The 19,672-nt window shown below is 48.5% G+C and carries 18 protein-coding genes and 3 tRNA genes; 5 read left to right on the top strand and 16 right to left on the bottom strand.

Annotation, left to right across the window (positions count from 1 at the left end):
* Positions 1 to 4: 4 nt before the first annotated feature.
* From gltX to BM056_RS16035, 5 genes are all read right to left on the bottom strand, one after another.
* The gene (gene gltX, locus BM056_RS16055) at positions 5 to 1,480 is read right to left on the bottom strand and encodes a glutamate--tRNA ligase (protein WP_238456496.1); all 1,476 of its coding nucleotides are present in this window, start codon (positions 1,478 to 1,480) and stop codon (positions 5 to 7) included.
* Between the two features lie 115 nt (positions 1,481 to 1,595).
* Entirely contained in the window at positions 1,596 to 2,072 is a 477-nt protein-coding gene (ispF, locus tag BM056_RS16050) for a 2-C-methyl-D-erythritol 2,4-cyclodiphosphate synthase (RefSeq protein ID WP_092472439.1), read from the bottom strand.
* Positions 2,073 to 2,154: 82 nt separating this feature from the next.
* Complete coding sequence (gene ispD / locus BM056_RS16045; protein WP_092472438.1) at positions 2,155 to 2,847, bottom strand: 2-C-methyl-D-erythritol 4-phosphate cytidylyltransferase; 693 nt, start codon at positions 2,845 to 2,847, stop codon at positions 2,155 to 2,157.
* Positions 2,840 to 3,994 carry a PIN/TRAM domain-containing protein gene (locus BM056_RS16040; protein WP_174549966.1) on the bottom strand — a complete coding sequence of 385 codons (1,155 nt, stop codon included), beginning with the start codon at positions 3,992 to 3,994 and terminating at the stop codon, positions 2,840 to 2,842. Before BM056_RS16040 ends, ispD begins: the two co-directional genes overlap by 8 nt.
* Positions 3,995 to 4,138: 144 nt before the next feature.
* Positions 4,139 to 4,615: a CarD family transcriptional regulator gene (locus BM056_RS16035; RefSeq protein ID WP_092472437.1), complete on the bottom strand. Its 477-nt coding sequence runs from the start codon at positions 4,613 to 4,615 to the stop codon at positions 4,139 to 4,141.
* Positions 4,616 to 4,808: 193 nt separating this feature from the next.
* On the opposite strand from BM056_RS16035, the gene BM056_RS16030 reads away from it, so the two are divergent.
* On the top strand, positions 4,809 to 5,207 hold the full coding sequence (locus tag BM056_RS16030) for a DUF1573 domain-containing protein (RefSeq protein WP_092472499.1): 399 nt from the start codon (positions 4,809 to 4,811) through the stop codon (positions 5,205 to 5,207).
* 119 nt (positions 5,208 to 5,326) lie between these two features.
* Here the strand turns inward: BM056_RS16030 and disA are convergent, their stop codons facing one another.
* The 6 genes from disA to BM056_RS16000 form a co-directional block, all read right to left on the bottom strand.
* Complete coding sequence (disA, locus tag BM056_RS16025; RefSeq protein ID WP_092472436.1) at positions 5,327 to 6,394, bottom strand: DNA integrity scanning diadenylate cyclase DisA; 1,068 nt, start codon at positions 6,392 to 6,394, stop codon at positions 5,327 to 5,329.
* A 54-nt stretch (positions 6,395 to 6,448) separates the two neighbouring features.
* The gene (radA, locus tag BM056_RS16020; RefSeq protein WP_092472435.1) at positions 6,449 to 7,810 is read right to left on the bottom strand and encodes a DNA repair protein RadA; all 1,362 of its coding nucleotides are present in this window, start codon (positions 7,808 to 7,810) and stop codon (positions 6,449 to 6,451) included.
* Between the two features lie 71 nt (positions 7,811 to 7,881).
* Positions 7,882 to 10,341 carry an ATP-dependent Clp protease ATP-binding subunit gene (locus BM056_RS16015; RefSeq protein ID WP_092472434.1) on the bottom strand — a complete coding sequence of 820 codons (2,460 nt, stop codon included), beginning with the start codon at positions 10,339 to 10,341 and terminating at the stop codon, positions 7,882 to 7,884.
* Positions 10,342 to 10,344: 3 nt separating this feature from the next.
* Positions 10,345 to 11,403 (bottom strand): protein arginine kinase, encoded by a 1,059-nt coding sequence (locus tag BM056_RS16010; RefSeq protein WP_092472433.1) that lies wholly within the window; start codon positions 11,401 to 11,403, stop codon positions 10,345 to 10,347.
* A gap of 12 nt (positions 11,404 to 11,415) precedes the next feature.
* Positions 11,416 to 11,922: a UvrB/UvrC motif-containing protein gene (locus tag BM056_RS16005; protein ID WP_092472432.1), complete on the bottom strand. Its 507-nt coding sequence runs from the start codon at positions 11,920 to 11,922 to the stop codon at positions 11,416 to 11,418.
* A gap of 39 nt (positions 11,923 to 11,961) precedes the next feature.
* Complete coding sequence (locus BM056_RS16000; protein WP_092472431.1) at positions 11,962 to 12,438, bottom strand: CtsR family transcriptional regulator; 477 nt, start codon at positions 12,436 to 12,438, stop codon at positions 11,962 to 11,964.
* Between the two features lie 60 nt (positions 12,439 to 12,498).
* Between BM056_RS16000 and BM056_RS15995 the strand changes: the two genes are divergently transcribed.
* Positions 12,499 to 12,705: a hypothetical protein gene (locus BM056_RS15995; RefSeq protein ID WP_092472430.1), complete on the top strand. Its 207-nt coding sequence runs from the start codon at positions 12,499 to 12,501 to the stop codon at positions 12,703 to 12,705.
* Between the two features lie 21 nt (positions 12,706 to 12,726).
* Here the strand turns inward: BM056_RS15995 and BM056_RS15990 are convergent.
* The 5 genes from BM056_RS15990 to greA all read right to left on the bottom strand — a co-directional run bounded on the left by BM056_RS15990 (position 12,727) and on the right by greA (position 15,467).
* Positions 12,727 to 12,801, bottom strand: a tRNA-Asn gene (locus tag BM056_RS15990).
* 3 nt (positions 12,802 to 12,804) lie between these two features.
* Positions 12,805 to 12,880, bottom strand: a tRNA-Ala gene (locus BM056_RS15985).
* A gap of 94 nt (positions 12,881 to 12,974) precedes the next feature.
* Positions 12,975 to 13,051 (bottom strand) — tRNA-Ile (locus BM056_RS15980).
* A gap of 393 nt (positions 13,052 to 13,444) precedes the next feature.
* Positions 13,445 to 14,950: a lysine--tRNA ligase gene (gene lysS / locus BM056_RS15975; RefSeq protein ID WP_092472429.1), complete on the bottom strand. Its 1,506-nt coding sequence runs from the start codon at positions 14,948 to 14,950 to the stop codon at positions 13,445 to 13,447.
* A 43-nt stretch (positions 14,951 to 14,993) separates the two neighbouring features.
* Complete coding sequence (gene greA / locus BM056_RS15970) at positions 14,994 to 15,467, bottom strand: transcription elongation factor GreA (protein WP_092472428.1); 474 nt, start codon at positions 15,465 to 15,467, stop codon at positions 14,994 to 14,996.
* Between the two features lie 378 nt (positions 15,468 to 15,845).
* On the opposite strand from greA, the gene BM056_RS15965 reads away from it, so the two are divergent.
* The 3 genes from BM056_RS15965 (at position 15,846) to BM056_RS15955 (ending at position 19,416) form a co-directional block, all read left to right on the top strand.
* Positions 15,846 to 17,120: a tetratricopeptide repeat protein gene (locus tag BM056_RS15965; RefSeq protein WP_092472427.1), complete on the top strand. Its 1,275-nt coding sequence runs from the start codon at positions 15,846 to 15,848 to the stop codon at positions 17,118 to 17,120.
* Positions 17,121 to 17,336: 216 nt separating this feature from the next.
* Positions 17,337 to 18,050 carry a response regulator transcription factor gene (locus BM056_RS15960; protein ID WP_092472426.1) on the top strand — a complete coding sequence of 238 codons (714 nt, stop codon included), beginning with the start codon at positions 17,337 to 17,339 and terminating at the stop codon, positions 18,048 to 18,050.
* Positions 18,037 to 19,416 (top strand): sensor histidine kinase, encoded by a 1,380-nt coding sequence (locus tag BM056_RS15955; protein ID WP_092472425.1) that lies wholly within the window; start codon positions 18,037 to 18,039, stop codon positions 19,414 to 19,416. Before BM056_RS15960 ends, BM056_RS15955 begins: the two co-directional genes overlap by 14 nt.
* Positions 19,417 to 19,672 lie beyond the last annotated feature (256 nt).

Genomic DNA, 19,672 nt, shown 5'->3' with positions numbered 1-19,672 from the left:
CCAATCAGCGCCCCGCAGCGTCCAACGCCTTTTCCAGCCTGCGAATCGCCGCACTGTTGCCCAGGGCGGGGAGCAGGTGATACAATTCGGGCCCACGGGTTTTACCGGTTAAGGCCGACCTTAAAGGCAAATAGACCTTCTTGCCCCCCAGCCCCAACTCCTTGGGCAGCTTTTTCAGCAGGCCTTTTGCCGCAGCTTCATCCATACGTTCAGAAGGCATTGCCGCCAGCTTGTCCCTGACCGCCCGCAGCACCGCGGGGGTTTCTTCCTGGGACAGAACTTCCCGGGCTTCGGGATCACCGTATTCAGGATCATTAAAGAACACAGCAACATGGTCGTTAATCTGGGCCAGGTATTCCAGATAATCGCGAACCGCTACAACCACCAACTGTACCTTTTCCATGGTTTTGTCATCAACATTTTCAGATAGATATCCAGCTTTCTGCAAAAAAGGCACGGCAAGTTCAGTAATTCTTTCTATGGAGCTGGTTTTAATATAGTGGCTATTCAGCCAGTTTAACTTTTCCAGGTCAAAAACCGCCGGGCTTTTTACCACCCGGTCAAGAGAAAACTGGCCGCCCAGCTCCGCCAGGGAAAAGACCTCCTGCTCCTTGCCGGAAGACCAGCCCAACAAAGCCAGAAAGTTGGCCATAGCTTCCGGCAAATAGCCTAATTGGCGGTATTGCTCAATTGAGGTGGCTCCATGCCGCTTACTCATCTTTGAACGGTCTTTGCCCAAAATTAATGAAACGTGGGCAAATTCCGGTTTAGGCCAGTTTAAAGCATTATAAATTAAAACCTGCCTTGGAGTGTTGGAAAGGTGCTCCTCGGCCCTGATCACATGACTGATAGACATCAGATGATCGTCAACCACCACAGCAAAATTATAGGTGGGAATCCCATCGGATTTAACAATAATGTAGTCACCGATGCCGTCACATTCAAAACTGACTTCTCCCCTGACAATATCGTTGATTACTACATTTCCGCCCAAAGGAACTTTAAATCTAATTACAGGCTTGCGCCCTTCTTTTTCCAGGCGTTCGCAGTCTTCGGGCGTTAAATCCCGGCACTTGCCGGTATACCGCACCATTTCTCCTGCTGCCAGCTGTTCTTCCCGCTGAGCCGCCAGTTCCTCTTCGCTGCAATAGCACTTATAGGCCAACCCCTGATCCAGCAGTTGATCGGCATATCGGGTATAAATGTCCAGGCGCTCCGTTTGTCTGTAGGGACCGCCTGTTCCTCCCACTGAGATGCCCTCATCCCAATCCATACCCAACCAGCGCAGCGAGGATACTATATTATCCTCGGATTCCCTGGAAGAGCGGTCCAAGTCTGTATCTTCAATCCGGACAATAAACTTGCCGCCGTAACGGCGCGCAAACAGCCAGTTAAACAAGGCGGACCGGGCCCCGCCGATATGTAAAGGCCCCGTCGGGCTGGGTGCAAATCTTACTTTAATCTCTTTAAAATCACTCAACTAGGTTCACTCCTTAACAATGTCGTTTTTCGACAATTCATTATATCACTGCCCGTTTAAGGCTAGCAACTTTTAACATACAAAAACCGCATCCCGAGGGAATACGGTTTGCTTACTATTGGTGGCGTAAAACCAACGCTATCGCCTGAGCGGCAATACCCTCGCCCAGTCCCTCAAAGCCAAGTTTTTCGGTAGTGGTTGCCTTGACATTAATAATCCCCGGATCGACATGCATTACCCTGGCCATATTACGCACCATATCTTCTATGTATGGCGATAATTTAGGAGTCTGGGCAATTACCACGGCATCCACGTTGCCAACTTCCCACGCTAACGAATTGATGTGGTCAACAACCCGTTTCAGGAGTACCAGGCTCGAAATCCCTTTATAGCGGATATCGGTATCCGGGAAATGCTTGCCGATATCACCGGCTCCAACGGCCCCCAGTAAGGCATCCATTACTGCATGAACCAGAACATCTGCATCGGAATGACCGTCCAATCCAAGGTGGTAAGGTATCTCAACCCCACCCAGAATCAACGGCCTACCCGTCACCAGCCTGTGTACATCATATCCTATTCCCACCCGCAATTAAACCCACCCCCACAGTTAAGGGGTCAGGCTAAACTATCTATAATAACTATTATATCAAAATATTTAAATTTCTCGTTTATTATAATTGGTTTAAGCCTGACCCCAAAAGTGCTTTGGCTATGATTAGATCTTCCGGTGTGGTGATCTTAATATTGGAGTAGTCACCACGAACCAGCTTGACCGGTTTACCCAGCCGTTCCACCAGGGATGCGTCGTCGGTTCCGATAAATCCATCCCCGGCAGCCTTCCGGTGCGCCTCCAGCAGCAGCGGCAATTTAAAAACCTGGGGCGTCTGAACCTGCCACAGTTCTTCCCGGGGCAAAGTTTCCTGAACCAAACCGCCGCTGCCCGCTAATTTTACGGTATCCTTAACGGGTACGGCCAATGTAGCGGCACCCCACTCTGCGGCTGCCTGTACGGCCTCCTGTATGTGTTCGCGCCGCGCCAAAGGCCGCGCGCCATCGTGGACGATAACCATCTCAACACCAGCAGGCAGGGCCAACAGGCCCTGCCCTACCGAATCGCGCCTGTTGGCACCGCCGGCAACAATTTGGATGTTCTGGTCTTTTAGTAAATGTTTGAGCTGATCCAAAAACTTTTGTTCTTCACCGGGTGGAACCACTAACACTATTCCCGCTACCGGCACTTCCAGCAACACCCTTAAACTATATTCCACTACCAAACGACCTGCCAGGTCGATCAACTGTTTATTGACACCACCCATCCTCGTGCTGCCGCCCGCAGCCGGCACGATGGCGTAAACGCTACCCAAGCACGTTCACCTCTTTGTATCTTTGAGCATCGGGGTGCGGCACATCACTTCTTTTATCGCTTTTGGGTTTGGCAAAAATCATTCGCCCCGCAGCCGTTTGCAGCACGCTGGTGACGGTAACGGTAATAACCTGGTTCATGTGTCTCTTGCCGCCGTCAACAACAATCATCGTTCCATCATCAAGGTAGGCAACGCCTTGACCGCTTTCCTTACCTTCCTTAACCACCTGCACTACCATCTCTTCACCGGGCAATACTATCGGTTTAACAGCGTTGGCAAGCTCGTTGATGTTCAGCACTCTTACACCATGCAATTCGGCTACTTTATTTAAGTTAAAATCGTTGGTAAGAATTTTAGCGCCTATTTTTTGCGCCAACTTGACCAGTTTTGTGTCAACTTCAGCGTTCTCGTCAATGCCTTTGGTGTTTTCATAAATTGCCACCTTGACGTTTGAACCTTTCCGCAAGTCATTTAATATGTCCAACCCCCGCCGTCCCCTGTTGCGCTTTAATAAATCAGAGGAATCTGCAATATGACGCAGTTCTTCCAGCACGAAACCAGGCACCAGCAAGGTACCCTCGATGAACCCGCTGGCGCATAAGTCTGCTATTCTACCATCAATTATGACACTGGTATCGAGAATTTTTTGAGACCCGACCTGCTTTCCATCCTGAGCAGACTTATCTTTTGAACCGCCAAACCTGGATATGCTGCCCAAAGCCCCAATAATTTCTTCACGCTTTTTAACACTAACAGTCATCCCCAAATAACCAAGCAGGAGCGTTGCCATTATCCAGATAATTTTACCAATAAAACCCATAAAAGAAAAAATGGTGCCCAATAAATTAGCTATTATGAGTCCGATAATCAACCCTACTGAACCCATTACCAGGTCCTGAACAGGCGTCCTGCTAAGCATTTGTTCCAATAATGCAGTCAGCCAGAGGGAAATTTTAATAATCCAGGGAGTCAGGATAATACCTAAAACTATACCAACCAAGGTAGTCAAACCAATAAAACCGGGACCAAGCTGAGGTATAGCTTTCGGTAGGGGAATCAGGTCCTGGCCTACAAGATACATGCCAACATAAAACCCGGTAGCGGCAAAAAGTGCAGCGATTAAAACATAAATCATTTTTCTGGCCACGTTCTCACCTCCTTTTAATTTCCTGTTAATTATTATTTACACAGGCATTTTATTCTATTATGAATGATCTCGATATTTGTTTCAACTCTTTTTGGATAATTTTTCCGTTAAATAAAAATACGCCAGTTTCCACCTGGCGTATTTTTATGCGAAAGCACTTTCTACCATTGTTTTGGCGTTGTCCTCCGCCATCTCCGTGGCCAGGACCAATTCGCTGATCAATATCTGCCTGGCATTCTCCAGCATCTTTCTCTCGCCGGATGAAAGCCCCTTTTCCCTGTCCCTGTTAATCAAATTCCTTACTACTTCTGCTACTTCGTAGATGTTTCCGCTTTTTATCTTCTCCAGGTTGGCTCGATAGCGCTTATTCCAGTTTTCAGACATGTTGGTGGATTTATCGCGCAGTATTCCGAAGACCCTCTCCACTCCGTCGTCGTCTATTACCTCGCGCAATCCAACTTCCTTGCAGGTAGCGATTGGAATCATTACTTTCATATCGCCAACCGGTAATCTAAGAATATAATACTGTCTAGTCTCTCCAAGTACTTCCTTTTCCTCTATGGCTTCGATAATTCCGGCCCCGTGCATGGGATAAACAACCTTGTCTCCGATTTTAAACAATTCCCGGACCTCCTTACCATTTTCATAAATAAATATAACATAAAAGCCGACCATTGTCAAGGAAACTTAATATTTTAGCACAGCACATAGTCTATGTCAACAGTATTTTTAAAAGGCTGTTGGTTTGACAGGACAAGCCGCTCACCGTTATAATTACAGCAGGTTGTTTAATAGCAAAGGAGTTGAAACCGTTTTGCTCAAAGATATCATTTATGACGAATTTCAAGATACGGTTTCCGAATTACTACTCTGCAATAGAAGCATCCTGGATCTATTGGCCAAGTCACAGGAGACTAATGCAAGGTTAAATAAGGCTATAATTAAATCGGTAACCAGCTGCGGGTGTTTAAAAATAAACGCCAACAAAAAGAAAATCCCCACCGACATACCTCTGGAAGAGCTGAAGAGTCTGCTGGAGTCACATCTGGAAGGCGAGTTATGCAAATATTGCAGGGAAGCCATAGAAACAGAGATGGGCCGCACTTTTTTTTATTTGGCCGCCCTTTGCAATCTATTAGATCTGAACATGTATGATATACTGCTGAAAGAACAAAAACACATTAAAACCCTGGGGCTGTATAATCTTGCATAATATTATACTTCGACAAATATCTTTTGTTTCCTTCAATGTAATATTAGCCAAGGCAATATTAGTCTAAAATTACATAAATAAATTTTTATGGGCGCCAATTACAGCGCCCATTTATTTTATTATGAAACGATATACCGCTCCTGGGTAAGCTGATCCCTATACCTTTGCAATCCATCCTTAATGGACCTGGCCCGCACTTCACCAATTCCTTCAACTGCGTCCAACTCCTCAATAGTGGCACCTATTATTTTACGCAGTGATCCAAATTCCCGTACCAGATTCTCCACCACCTGCATGGGCAACCTGGGGATTTTCTCTAAAATCCGATAACCCCTTGGGGCCACGTTCTGATCTAAAACGCCGGAACCGCCGGGATAACCAAGAGCCCTGGCGATTAAAGACAGGTCAAGCAAGTCTTCCGCCGGCCAGCTGCCGATCATTTGCATAATACTAGCGGGGGATTTATCCCCGATTTGAGTGGCGTAATCCTGTACCATCAGGCGTCCCTCATCCTCAACGCTGACTATCAGTTCTTCCAGCTGCATCGTAATTAAACGTCCCTCTGTCCCAAGTTCACTAATATACCTTTCAATTTCCTTGACCACCCGCAAAACCATTTCCGTACGCTGAATGGCTTTGGTAACGTCAAACAGGGTTACAGCCTCATCAAATTCCAGAATACTGAGGTTTGTCACCACCCTGTCCAGCACGGTACGATACTTTTCAAGGGTCTGTATGGCTTGGTTGGCCTTATTTAAGATAACCCCCAGATCCTTTAAGACATACTTAATATTACCTTTATAAATTGTTATTACGCTGCGGCGCTGAGATATGGAAATTACCAGCGCGTTAGTCTGCTTGGCAACCCTTTCCGCGGAACGATGTCTGATACCTGTTTCACTGGATGGTATGCTAAGGTTGGGAATCAACTGGACATTAGCGGCAATGATTTTGGAAATATCTTCACTGATGATAATGGCACCGTCCATTTTGGCCAGCTCATACAGGTTTGCCGGTGTAAACTCGGCATTCACAGCAAACCCGCCTTCCGCCAGTTCCATAACCTCGGGATTATCGCCAATTACCAGCAATCCACCGGTTTTAGCCCGTAATATATTCTCCAGCCCTTCCCGAAGCGGAGTTCCCGGCGCGACGGTGCGCAAAACCTTAAGCAACCTGCTGTCCACTTTGCTCCCCCTTTATATAGCACAAAACGCTTTATGTATATTTTATTCTATTCTTTAAACAAACATATGGTCAAATGCATCAGCCAATGTTTTGGCTTCAAAAATTTTTACTTCACTAACGTTATCCGGAATACCCTTTTGCTGAGGCACGATACACCTTTTAAAGCCCAGGCGCGCCGCCTCACGAATCCTTTTGTCCAAAGCCGCAACCGGCCTCAATTCACCGGTTAAGCCCAGTTCTCCCATGACACAAGTATGATGATCAATAACCCGTTCCCGGAAACTGGAGGTTAGCGCTGCAGCAACCCCTAAATCCGCAGCCGGCTCATCAATTTTAACACCGCCAACCACGTTGACATATGCGTCACAGTTGCCCATCATTAATCCCAGTCTTTTTTCCAGCACAGCAATAATTAAGGCTGTCCGGTTATGATCCACCCCGGCCGTCATGCGCCGCGGCACACCAAAAGAAGTCGGGCATACCAGCGACTGGATTTCCACCAGCAGGGGCCGGGTCCCTTCAATTACCGGCACCACAACCGCCCCGGCCACGTCCCTGCCGGCATGTTCATCCAAAAAAAATGAAGATGGATTAATTACTTCTTTAAGACCATAACCGGACATTTCATAAATACCTATTTCATTGGTGGAACCAAATCTGTTTTTAACACCCCGCAATATTCTAAATGACTGATTTCGTTCCCCTTCAAAATACAGAACTACATCAACCATATGTTCCATTACCCTGGGACCGGCAATCATGCCTTCTTTGGTTACGTGACCAATGACAAATATGGAAAGTGATCGTTCTTTGGCCAGACGCATCAACCTTGCAGTACATTCCCGCACCTGACTGACGCTGCCTGCAGCAGACGTTATATCCGGCCCGTACATAGTTTGAATCGAGTCTATCACCAGCAGCGCCGGGTCCACCAAATTAACCTGCTCTTCAATAACTTGCAGGTCCGTCTCGGCATAGGCATAAAGCCCGGGGCAGGATATTTCCAGACGATCGGCCCTGAGCCTGATCTGACGCACAGATTCCTCCCCGGATACATATAGCACTTTTTTTCCGGCAGCCCCGACCAGCCCGGCAACTTGCAGCAACAGCGTCGATTTTCCGATTCCCGGGTCACCGCCCAGCAGCACCAGGGAACCGGGAACCAGTCCGCCGCCCAAAACGCGGTCCAGTTCAGCCATACCCGTGGAATTACGCTCTCCCTCAACCGGAGCTACCTCAGTAACCGGCAGCGGGCGGTTGCCGCCTCCGGCTTCAGTGCTCCTTGGGCTTGTCCCCCTAACAACTACTTCTTCAACATAAGTATTCCATTCACCGCACCCGGCGCAGCGGCCCAGCCAGCGGGAGGTTATATGCCCGCAAACATTACAAAAATATCTTGTTTTTTTGGCAGACATAGCAAATCCCTTCGAAAATTGATCTAATAATTATAACATAAATAAGCCATGAAAAAACAGGTAAGGATTTTTTAATCCTTACCTGAGACAGTTGCCACTTTAAGGTCTCCGTCAGCCGTACCGTCAATGCGCACCCGGTCGCCTTTTTTAATGGCGCCCCGCAGCATTTCCTCGGACAGCCGGTCCTCTATTTCTTTTTGTATCGCCCGGCGCAGCGGCCTGGCCCCATAATTTTCGTCGAACCCTTCCCGGGCCAGATACTCCCTCGCGGATTCGCCAACTTCAACCTCGATTTCATTTTCAGCGAGCCGTCTGGCAACTTCCTGCACCATTAAGCCGACTATGTCTTTGATATGCTCCCGGCTTAATGGATGGAAAACAATTATTTCATCAACCCTGTTCAAGAATTCCGGCCGGAAGGTGCGTCGCAGTTCATCTGTAATTTTCTTTTTCATATCCGCGTAGCCGGATTTTTTATCATCACCTGTTTTAAAGCCCAGGGTAGCCTCACGCTTAATGGTACTTACGCCAACGTTGGAGGTCATGATGATAACGGTATTGCGAAAATCCACAATGCGCCCCTTGGAGTCGGTAAGGCGGCCGTCTTCCAGCACCTGCAGCAGTATATTAAATACGTCGGGGTGGGCTTTTTCAATTTCATCAAGTAACACCACGGAATACGGCTTGCGCCGTACAGCCTCGGTAAGCTGCCCGCCCTCGTCGTAACCCACATAACCGGGAGGGGCGCCCACCAGCCTGCTTACGGCAAATTTCTCCATATACTCACTCATATCAATCCGCACCATGGCATCCTCATCACCGAACATAGCTTCGGCCAAGGCTCTCGCCAGTTCGGTTTTGCCCACTCCGGAAGGGCCAAGAAAGATAAATGATCCAATGGGGCGTTTAGGATCCTTCAAGCCCGCCCTGGCCCTGCGAATTGCCCGGGCCACAGCTGAAACAGCTTCCTCCTGCCCAATAACCCGCCGGTGCAAAATTTCCTCCATGCGCAGCAAGCGCTCGGATTCTTCTTCAGCAAGCTTGCGCACCGGTATGCCAGTCCAACTGGCTACGATCTGGGCAATATCCTCCGCGGTAACCTCCAGTTCCACGCCACCCTTCTGCTGCTGCCAGTTGGCCCGCATATTATCCAACTCAGTACGCAATTTATTTTCTTCATCACGCATTTGAGCGGCTTTTTCAAATTCCTGGCTGTTAACGGCGGATTCTTTCTCCTTACGCACCTCTTCTATCCGCTTCTCTAATTCCTTCAGGTCCGGCGGAGCCGTAAAAGCCTGCAGACGGACACGCGAACCTGCTTCGTCCATTAAGTCTATGGCCTTATCCGGCAAAAAGCGGTCGGTAATATACCTGTCACTGAGCCGCACCGCTGCGTCCAGTGCATCATCAGTGATCCGTACCCGGTGGTGGGCTTCGTACTTATCACGCAGCCCTTTTAAAATTTCCACCGCTTCGGCGGCGCCGGGCTCATCGACGGTAATGGGCTGAAACCGTCTTTCCAGCGCGGAATCACGCTCAATGTGTTTTCTGTACTCATCAAGCGTAGTGGCACCAATGCACTGGAGCTCGCCCCTGGCCAGAGCCGGTTTTAAAATATTGGCGGCGTCTATGGCCCCTTCCGCCGCCCCGGCTCCGATGATCGTGTGCAATTCATCAATGAACACAATAATATTTTTTTCAGTGGTGATTTCATCCACAACTTTTTTCAGCCGGTCTTCAAATTCACCGCGGTATTTGGTGCCGGCCACCAGGGAAGCCAGGTCCAGCGTTACCAGCCGTTTATCAGAGAGTATTTCCGGAACTTGGCCGGCTACGATACGCTGAGCCAACCCCTCAACAATAGCCGTTTTACCAACCCCGGGATCACCGATCAGAACCGGGTTGTTCTTTGTGCGGCGGCTCAAAATCTGAACCACCCGCTCAATTTCCTTTTCCCGCCCCACCACGGGGTCGAGATGGTCTTCCCGGGCCTGGGCGGTGAGATCGCGGCCGAACTGGTCCAACGTCACAGTTTTGGCTCCGCAGGCACCCCCGGCGCAGCCCGGTTGCGACTGCTGCCCCTGGGGCATCCCCCCGGGACCGCCAAGCATACTAATTACAAGTTGGCGTACTTTTTCCTGTTCTACACCCAAAGCGCCCAGAACCTGCGCGGCAACTCCCTCGCCTTCCCGGATCAAACCCAGCAATATGTGCTCGGTGCCCACGTAATTTGTACCCATACGTCTGGCCTCGTCCACCGATAGTTCCAGCACTTTTTTAACCCGCGGCGTCAAAGACATTTCCTGCACCGCACCTTCGCCCTTGCCAATGGACTTCTCCACCAGCTCACGAACCTTTTCCGCATCAATCCCCAGGCCGGCCAGGGCTTTGGCGGCAACACCCTCCCCTTCCCTGATTAACCCCAATAATATATGCTCTGTGCCCACATATGGATGGGATAGCCGCCTGGCTTCCTCCTGGGCCAACATCAGCACCTTTTGCGCTCTCTGCGTAAACCTTCCAAATAGCATAATTTAACCCTCCCGGTTGAATTCCTTTCTGATAATCTCCGCCCTTAAAACATCGCGCTGGGCCGGCGACAACTCCCCGCCGTGCTGTTTTAAAAGGTAGGCGGGCTGAGTTTTAACAATTAGTTCGGTCAGCTGATCGGGATTAACACCGTTAATCAAACTAAGATCAACTCCCAGGCGCACATCTGACAGCCGCCGCATAGTTTCTTCAGAGGATATGACATGACAAAATTTCAAAATCCCATACGAGCGTCCAACCCTGTCTTCCAGCTGCTCCCGGCGCTCTCTGATCAACACCTTGCGCGCCTCTCTTTCCTGGGCCAATAATTGTCCTGTAACTGAATTTAAACTGTTAATTATTTCTTCTTCAGCATGGCCCATGGTTACCTGATTACTAATCTGAAACAAATTTCCATGAGCTTCCGTACCCTCACCATACAAACCCCGCACAGCAAAACCCAGTTTGGATACAGCATTTATCACCGCCTTGATCTGGTTAATCAGCACCAAGCCCGGTAAATGCAGCATCACGGAAGCCCTCATGCCGGTTCCGGCATTGGTTGGGCAGGCGGTGAGGTACCCGTATCTTTCCGAAAAAGCGTAATCCAGGGTACTTTCCAGACCGTCGTCAACCCTGTTAACCAGTTCCCAGGCTTTTTCCAGCTGCAGCCCGGGCAGGAGGCACTGAATGCGCAGGTGATCCTCTTCATTAACCATCACACTGATAGCTTCATCATCACGCAGTGTAACAGCCTTCTTTTCATGGTTGTGCAAAAGATCGGGACTGATCAGGTGCTTTTCAACTAGTATCTGCCTTTCAACGGGGCTCAATTCGGTCATGCGGTTTAGCTCCAGTTCAGTTTTAAGATTGGAATTGTCCAATGCCGTTTGAATCCCGTGGATCACCTGCTCCGCCTTTTCCTGCTCCAGCAGATGAGGAAAAGAAAAACCATTGATATTGCGGGCCACCCTTACCCTGCTGCTGACAACTATATCACCGGCCGGGCTATCCGCCTTCATCCAGCCGCTTTTAGCCGAGTTTACCGTTTCCCTGATACTCATCATCCAACCCCCCTAAAGCTGCTGCTCCAGCTTTTTAATATTGTCCCGCAGTTCAGCCGCTTTTTCAAACTCCTCCCGGACTACCGCATCCCTTAAACCGGCCTTCAATTCTTCTATCTGTCTGGCCAATAGCACCTTGCCGCCCGAACGCAGGGGCACTTTGCCGGTATGAGCACTTGAACCGTGAATCCTGCGCAATAACGGCTCTAATCGCTCACCAAAGTGCTTGTAACAATCACCGCACCCAAACAACCCTTTTTGAGCAAACAGGCTTTCCGGGGTTCCACACGACGGACAGGTTTCTTCCTTTGTTTTGGGAGCAAAGGGATGAACTCCCGACATCTGATTCCAAAAGCTGGCCAAAAAATTATGGAGATTCATCTGAGGCAACCCGCCCAGACCCTCGGCCTGCATTTGTCCCGCACAAACTTCACAAAGCTGCATTTTTTTCTGCTTATTATTGATTATTTCCGTGTAAAATACTGTTGCCGGTCTTTCCTGGCATCTTTCACATAACATCAATGTACTCACTCCCCATCAAAATTACCGGTCTCCCTATTACCGGTCTCCCTGATTTTTTAAAACCGTTATTAAAACTGCTTTAAGTATATTCGCCCTTAGCTGGTCCCTGGCCGGCAGGCCGATACGCAAGACGTTGCGGCTTAATGCTGCGCCAATAATAGCAGTTTCCCGTTGAGTGACAATTTCTTCTTCAGCTAATCTGGCTAAAATTGCATCTGAGCCACGCTCGGAAATCCTATCACCCACCAGATTTACCACCTCACTAACCAGATCCAATTCTCCGGTGCTCAGCGGAACTTTCACTATTCTGACAAACCCCCCGCCGCCCCGCCGGCTTTCCACCATGTATCCCCGTTCAATGGTAAAACGGGTGGTTAAAACGTAATTAATTTGGGAAGGCGCACAATTAAATTTTTCCGCCAGCTCATTTCGTTGTATCTCGATCAACTGCCCACTGCTGTGTTCAATCAGCTTATTTAAATATTTTTCAATTAAGTTTGATAAACTGGACATAAGTTTTTTGGAGCCACCTCCTCTGCTGAAATAATCAGAACCATTTAACTGACTTTGACTTTGACCTTTTCTAACCTTAATCATAATATATTATTAATTGTTTTTCAAGCCAGTAAATTATTTTTATTATTACCTGTCTTATCCCGAAAAATTCTCCTGCTGCTTGTACCCGATGCTCCCGGACTCCCTGCGCGCGCTGGTGCCGAGCAGCTGCAATATATTGGTTTGTTTATAGTATTGCACAAAAAAAGAGAGATTAAAGGTTAATAACCTTTAATCTCTCTTTTTTGGCTCCCCGAGCTGGATTCGAACCAGCAACCCTCCGGTTAACAGCCGGATGCTCTACCGTTGAGCTATCGAGGAATATGGTGGAGATGACCGGACTCGAACCGGTGACCCCCTGCTTGCAAGGCAGGTGCTCTCCCAACTGAGCTACACCCCCGTAACCGGGGCCGGACACTATTTATAGTATCCAACATCCAATTTTCAATTCTCAATCTCTAACTTCTAACTTCCAAACTCCAATTTCCAATGTGTGGTGGGCCTGGGTGGACTCGAACCACCGACCTCACGCTTATCAGGCGTGCGCTCTAACCGGCTGAGCTACAAGCCCGGACCCGTTGCCATTACCCGCCCATACGGTGGGATAACTTGTTGGCGCCTCGGTTTTAAATATTATCATAGTGCACCCGGGTTGTCAATAACAGTTTATGCCACTAGTGCCTTGACATATAAATTCTCACACGCTTTTGGGCAATGTAATTAGTTTATATCTTATTAGGTAAAACACTCATTAATAAGGATAGGGGACACACCTCCTCTCCGGGGTTATAGCTTTGAGGTCGGAGGAATGTCCCCAACTAATGCACTAGTCCGATTGAGAACGTACAGCTTTGACACAAAAGCCCTGACGAGAATTTAGTTATCAACCGATAGTGCTATATACGTAAATCACTTTTGCTTTAAAGCCGTTAGTTTTCGTTTCAGGACTTTTGTAATCGCTGCACTAGATATCCCGGGGTTTCATCAACGGGAAAAGAATCACATCACGAATTGATGCGGAGTCGGTTAACAGCATCACCATCCGGTCAATACCAATTCCCATACCACCGGCTGGTGGCATACCATATTCCAGGGCATTGACGTAATCTTCATCCATCATATGGGCTTCATCGTCACCGGCCCGCCTTTTTTCCAGCTGCTTTAAAAATCTTTCCTTTTGATCCATCGGATCATTTAACTCAGAAAAGGCGTTGGCCATTTCACGGCCATAAATAAACAGCTCGAAGCGGTAGGTCAGGTCGGGCCTGTCCTCTTTCTTCTTAGCCAACGGTGATATATCAATCGGATAGTCGTAAATGAAAGTAGGCTGAATTAATTTTGGCTCCACCTTTTCTTCAAAAACCTTATTTAGGATGGAACCCCAGCTTTCACCGCGTTCCACTTCCAGGTTAAGATGCTTAACAGCCTCATAGGCTTCATCCCCGGTGCGCAGCTGTTCAAAGTCAACGCCGCTGTGTTGTCTGACGGCTTCCAGCATTGGCACCCTGGCCCAGGGCTTGGCCAGCTTAATTTGTTGATCGTCATATTGGATCGTGGTGGTGCCCAGCACCTCCTCGGCCACGGTGACAAACAAATCTTCGGCTAGATCCATCATATCATTATAATCAGCATACGCCTGGTATAATTCCAGCATGGTAAACTCGGGATTATGTTTGGTATCCATCCCCTCGTTGCGGAAGTTGCGGTTAATCTCATATACCCGTTCAAACCCTCCCACCAACAGCCGTTTCAGATATAATTCCGGTGCAATGCGCAAATAAAGATTCATATCCAGCGCGTTATGGTGAGTTACAAACGGGCGGGCTGTGGCCCCGCCGGCAATAGGATGCATCATCGGCGTTTCAACTTCCAGGAAACCCTTTTGCTCCATGTAATTCCTAATGGCATGGATGATCCTGCTGCGTTTGACAAAGGTTTCCTTAACCTCCGGATTGACAATTAAATCAACGTACCTCTGACGGTAGCGCAGGTCAACATCTTTTAAACCATGCCATTTTTCCGGCAGCGGCCGCATTGACTTGCTTAACAGGTGAAGTGATTCAACTGCAACAGTAGTCTCCCCCGTCCGGGTTTTAAAAACCTTGCCTGTAACGCCAATAATATCGCCAATATCCAGTTTGGTAAACAAATCGTAAGTCTCTTCACCGACATCGTTCAATCTGGCATATATCTGAATAAGACCGGTGCTGTCCTGTATATTGGCAAAACCGGCCTTGCCATGCCCGCGCTTGGCCATTATTCTCCCGGCCAGGGATACAATCTTTCCCTCAAAGCTTTCATAATTTAAATTAATCTGAGAGGCAGTATGAGTTCGCTCGTATTTTTCACCAAACGGATTAATTCCCTGATGTTTAAACTCAGCTAGTTTTTCCCGCCTTACTCGCATTAACTCGTTAAAATCAAGCGATTCCTGCTCAGTTCCGGTATTCTTGGGGCTATCTTTGGACATCTGTCTAAAACCTCCGGTAGTTCACAAACTTTAGCTGAAAAAATTAAAAAATATCAACAATTTGATATTTCAAAAACCCGGCCGGTACGGAAACTTCTACGGTTTCACCCTTGGGCATGCCCAGTATGGCTTTGCCCACCGGGGACTCGTTGGAAATTTTATTATTACCGGGATCGGCTTCTGCCGAACCAACAATGGTACATTTAAATTCCTCGCCGAATTCCATATCGCGCAAAAGCACCGTGGAGCCGATGGAGACAACCTCGGTGCCAAGATTTTCATCATCTATTATTTTAGCGTTGCGCAGCATTTTTTCAAGAGTTAAAATCCGGCCTTCGATAAAAGCTTGCTCATTTTTGGCGTCTTCGTACTCAGAGTTCTCACTAATATCGCCAAATTCAATAGCCTGCTTGATTCTGGCCGCAACCTCGCGCCTTTTTACAGATTTTAAACTTTCAAGTTCTTCCTCAAGCTTTTTCAGGCCTTCTATAGTGAGAATAACTTCCTTGTTGGTCATAAATTCTATCTCCTTAAAGTCAATTTACAGAACAATATATGTTATTCGCTTTTAATTATTCTATAAAAACCTGGAGAATAAAGTATGCTGCGGTTAAAACTTCCAGATTATTTTAAAAGCACTGCAAAAAAAAGCTTTTCGCAGTGCCCATTGTTCTGCTTTTATCCATAACATTATATGAAGGCCGGATAGATCTGTCAAGGTTTGTTTTTTAATACTTTACTTAATTAAAAATATGACATGGTGCCTCAGTGTAATCTTTTAGTAACCATTTTTAACCCTTCCATAACCCTTTTTTTCTTCAAAGGATTTATACTTAAGGTAACTTCTGGTACCGGAAAGTCAGTTTGAAAAAATAGTGTTAAGAGGGGGATACATATGAACTGGAAACTATTGCTGTCAGGGTTGCTATTATCAGGGGGCTTGTTGGTCAGCGGCTGCTCGATGTTGCCGTCGCCGGAAAGTACGATTATGGCGCCCCAGTTGGCCGGCGCGCAAACCCTGGACAGCGACCCGTTAAAAACCGTGGTGCAAAAGTTTTTGCCGTCCGGAGCCAAGCTGGAAACGCCGAAAAATCCCGGCGGGACCAAGTCCATCCAGCAGCGGGACCTGGATGGCGATGGTAAGGCCGAACTGCTGGCCACCTACCGCGTGGGGCAAAACCCCGGCGAATTGGGAGCGGTTCTGTTACAGGAACAGCAAAACAAGTGGCAAAAAGTCTGGGAGCTAAACGAGGCGTTGGGAATTGCTCTAGACCATGCCAGCTTTGCCGATATCACCGGGGACGGCCGGCCGGAACTGCTGCTGGGTTGGGCAATGGACCCCCAAAATGCGAATGGCGTGGAACACTGTGGCCTGGACATCTTTGCCTGGCAGGGCAACGAGTCGGGTGGCGGGGGCGGTGTGGCTTTTGACGCCGCCGGGAATGAGATTAGAAACGGGCAATGGCAAGGCACCCTGACACTTATGGAGGAATCTAGCAGGGGTTATGAAAAAATGGATGTCCTCAATGCACCCGACCAGGAAGATACCGGCAAAAAGGCAGCTCTGGCCCTGTGGCACCACCTTGATTCCCGCGGAGAAAAAGTCTATAATTCTGATTCCGGAGAAGAACACTATTATCCCGGTTGTGCAGTATTGCGCTGGGAAAAGTTTGGCTCGGATACAGGATGGGCGCCCGCCGAAGATCTTTACCCCCATTATTATAAGAAAGTCGTCGCTTTCTACCGGGAGAACGTCAAGGAAATACCCGAAGATCCATTTTATTGGTATAACCTGGCCCGTATCCAGGTAAAGGCCAATTTAGCCGAAGACGCCTTGAAATCCATCACCGAAGGCGAAGCTATAAAATCCGACGCCCCCAAGAACTCACACTGGCTTATAGTGAAGGGAGAAGCCCTGAACAAGCTGGGTAAATATGAGGAGGCCAGATCAACCTTAACCAATGCGGCCGAAGTATTGGAGCAGGGAAACGGCAACCTAAGCATGGCCTACTTTAATTTGGGGCAAAGCTATGCGGGCTTAAAGGAAACTGACAAGGCTAAAGCTGCTTACGAAAAATCATTGGAGATCATTAAACAGGACGAAAAACGGTACAACTACTCCGGCTATTCACAGCAGCCAATGGTGCAACGCGCTTTAGAAAAGTTATAGCTTGTGACAAGTAATCAGCCGGAAGTTTATCTTCAGACAGCCTGTAAGCTCGAAATAAGTGCGACCAAGGTTCAGATGGGGTCAAAACCCCACCTGAACCAAGTCTTCTTAATTAAATAGCCGGTTGCTAATGCAAATTTTAGCAGGGGAAACCTGGTGTAAAAAGCAGTGAACTTTTTACACAGGTTTTCCATTTTTCATAAGCGAGGTGAAACAATGGAGGGGCAGGAAAGAATTCTCGTGGTGGAAGATGAAGAATCCATCCGCCGGTTTATTCTCATTAACCTGGAACGAAATTCATTTCAGGTTATGGAGGCTGCCAGCGGGGAAGAAGCCCTGGCCAGGGCTAAGACATTCCAGCCTCACCTGGTGGTGCTGGATATCATGCTGCCGGGTATGGACGGTTTTGAAGTTTGCCGCCGGCTGCGGGTCGAGTCTCCCGGCATAGCGGTGATCATGCTGACGGCCCGTAGTCAGGATATGGATAAAGTGATGGGGCTGGAGTTGGGGGCAGACGATTATGTAATAAAACCATTCAACCCGCTGGAACTGGTAGCCAGAATCCGGGCCGTGCTCAGGCGGATGCAAATAGTCCAGCCGGCAAGCAGTCAAATTCTCTGCCAGGGTCCCTTCCGACTTGATGACAAAGCCCGGCGCATCTACAAAAATAACCGGAAATTGGACCTGACCCCCCGGGAGTACTGCCTGTTAAAGATTTTCCTGGAAAACGGCAACCGGGCCTTAAGCCGTGACCGATTGTTGAATCTGGCCTGGGGTGAAGATTTCGTCGGCGATCCCAAGACCGTAGACGTACATATCAGGAGGTTGCGGGAAAAAATCGAGGACAGCCCTGCCAAGCCGGCTTATATTGAAACCGTATGGGGGCTTGGTTACCGTTGGCGGAAGGAGGATAAAATTGCAGGGCATTAAAAAAAGATTGGTCGGCAGCTACCTGCTGGTGATTTTACTCACGGTACTCATAATGGACACCTTCTTGCTGTTGGGGGTCAGGCAATATTATTATGATAATGTACAGGATATACTTAAAAAACAAGCAGAGGTAGCGGGCAGTTTTTACGGACGTTATCTGTCCGATAAAGATCTGGCAAGAGAAGCCGGGGCTCTTTTGGAGATTTTTTCCTCAACCACCGCGGCCCAGGTGCAAATTATCAACGCCCCGGGAGTGGTACTGGCCGACTCACAGGGCGCACCAACTGCCCCAAACCCGCTTTTTGCCGATACCCAAAGGGCCCTAGCGGGAGAATTGGGTCAGTGGCAAGGCAACCTGCCGGTTACCGGCGAACCCGCCATGTCTGTGGCCTATCCCCTGAAATCCGGTGCCCAGGTGGTGGGAGCAGTTCGCTTTGTAACATCCCTCACCGGGATACACGGAGTCGTTAAGAATATAGCCTTAATACTGATTGTTACGGGACTGCTGGTGCTGATCCTGGCCACAGCGGTCAGCGTGCTGTTGTCTACAACCATCACCGGTCCGGTGGAGAAAATTACCCGGGTGGCCGGGGAAATGGCCGCAGGCCGCTTTAGTGCCCGGGCTGTCAAAAAATATGACGACGAAGTGGGTAAGCTGGCCGATACGTTAAATTACATGGCGGAAGAAATAGTACGTTACGATCAATTGAAAAACCAGTTTATTGCGTCCATCTCCCATGAGCTGCGCACCCCGTTAACATCCATAAAAGGATGGGCGGTGACCCTCAGGTCCGGAGGATTAAAAAACATGGCTGAGCTAAACGACGGGCTGAGCATTATTGAAAGAGAGAGTGACCGGCTAACCCTGCTGGTAGATGAACTGTTGGATTTCTCCAGACTGTCTGCGGGGAAAATTACCCTGCAACAGGATACGGTTTACCTGCCGGAACTGTTGGACTCCATCGTAAAACAATTAAATCCCAGAGCCCGGCGGCAGGGAATTAACCTGTTATGCGAAACTCCGCAGGATTTACCGGTGGTTAAGGCTGATTCCAACAGGTTGAAACAAGTCTTCATCAATTTGTTGGATAATGCTTTTAAATTTACCCCTTCCGGAGGAACTGTCAGGGTTAGCGCCCGGGCCGGGGATGAGCAAATCCAAATCAGGATAGCCGATACCGGAAACGGTATTCCACAAACGGAACTGCCCAAAGTGAAACAAAAATTTTACAAGGGAACAGCGTCGGCAGGCAGCGGAATTGGTTTATCCATTTGTGATGAAATCGTTAAACTGCACCGGGGACAGCTAATCATTGACAGTGCACCCGGACAGGGGACGGAAGTTCGGGTTATTCTCCCCTTGTAACCGTCACCCTAATGGAAATCGTCCGGGGTCGAGTGTATGAGTGCCGGCAATCAACTCCCGCATATCCCGCTCTGCTATTTCACGGTACGCTTTGCCCGGTTCCTCTGAAACAACCAAAGGATATTATCTTTAGCATCATTTTCATTGCCTCTGTAATTCCCAGGGCTAATTTATATACCTTAGCATACCGGTCCTGTCACCGGCGTGGCAGCTGCTGAAATCGCCCGGGACTTACGAGATCAGATAGAAGGGCGCG

Origin of the sequence: Desulfotruncus arcticus DSM 17038, from assembly GCF_900113335.1 — a bacterium.
In the GTDB taxonomy this organism is placed as follows: Bacteria; Bacillota; Desulfotomaculia; order Desulfotomaculales; family Desulfallaceae; genus Desulfotruncus; species Desulfotruncus arcticus.
The sequence above is the reverse complement of the archived record's forward strand: the minus strand, read 5'-3'. Positions and strand labels throughout refer to the sequence as shown.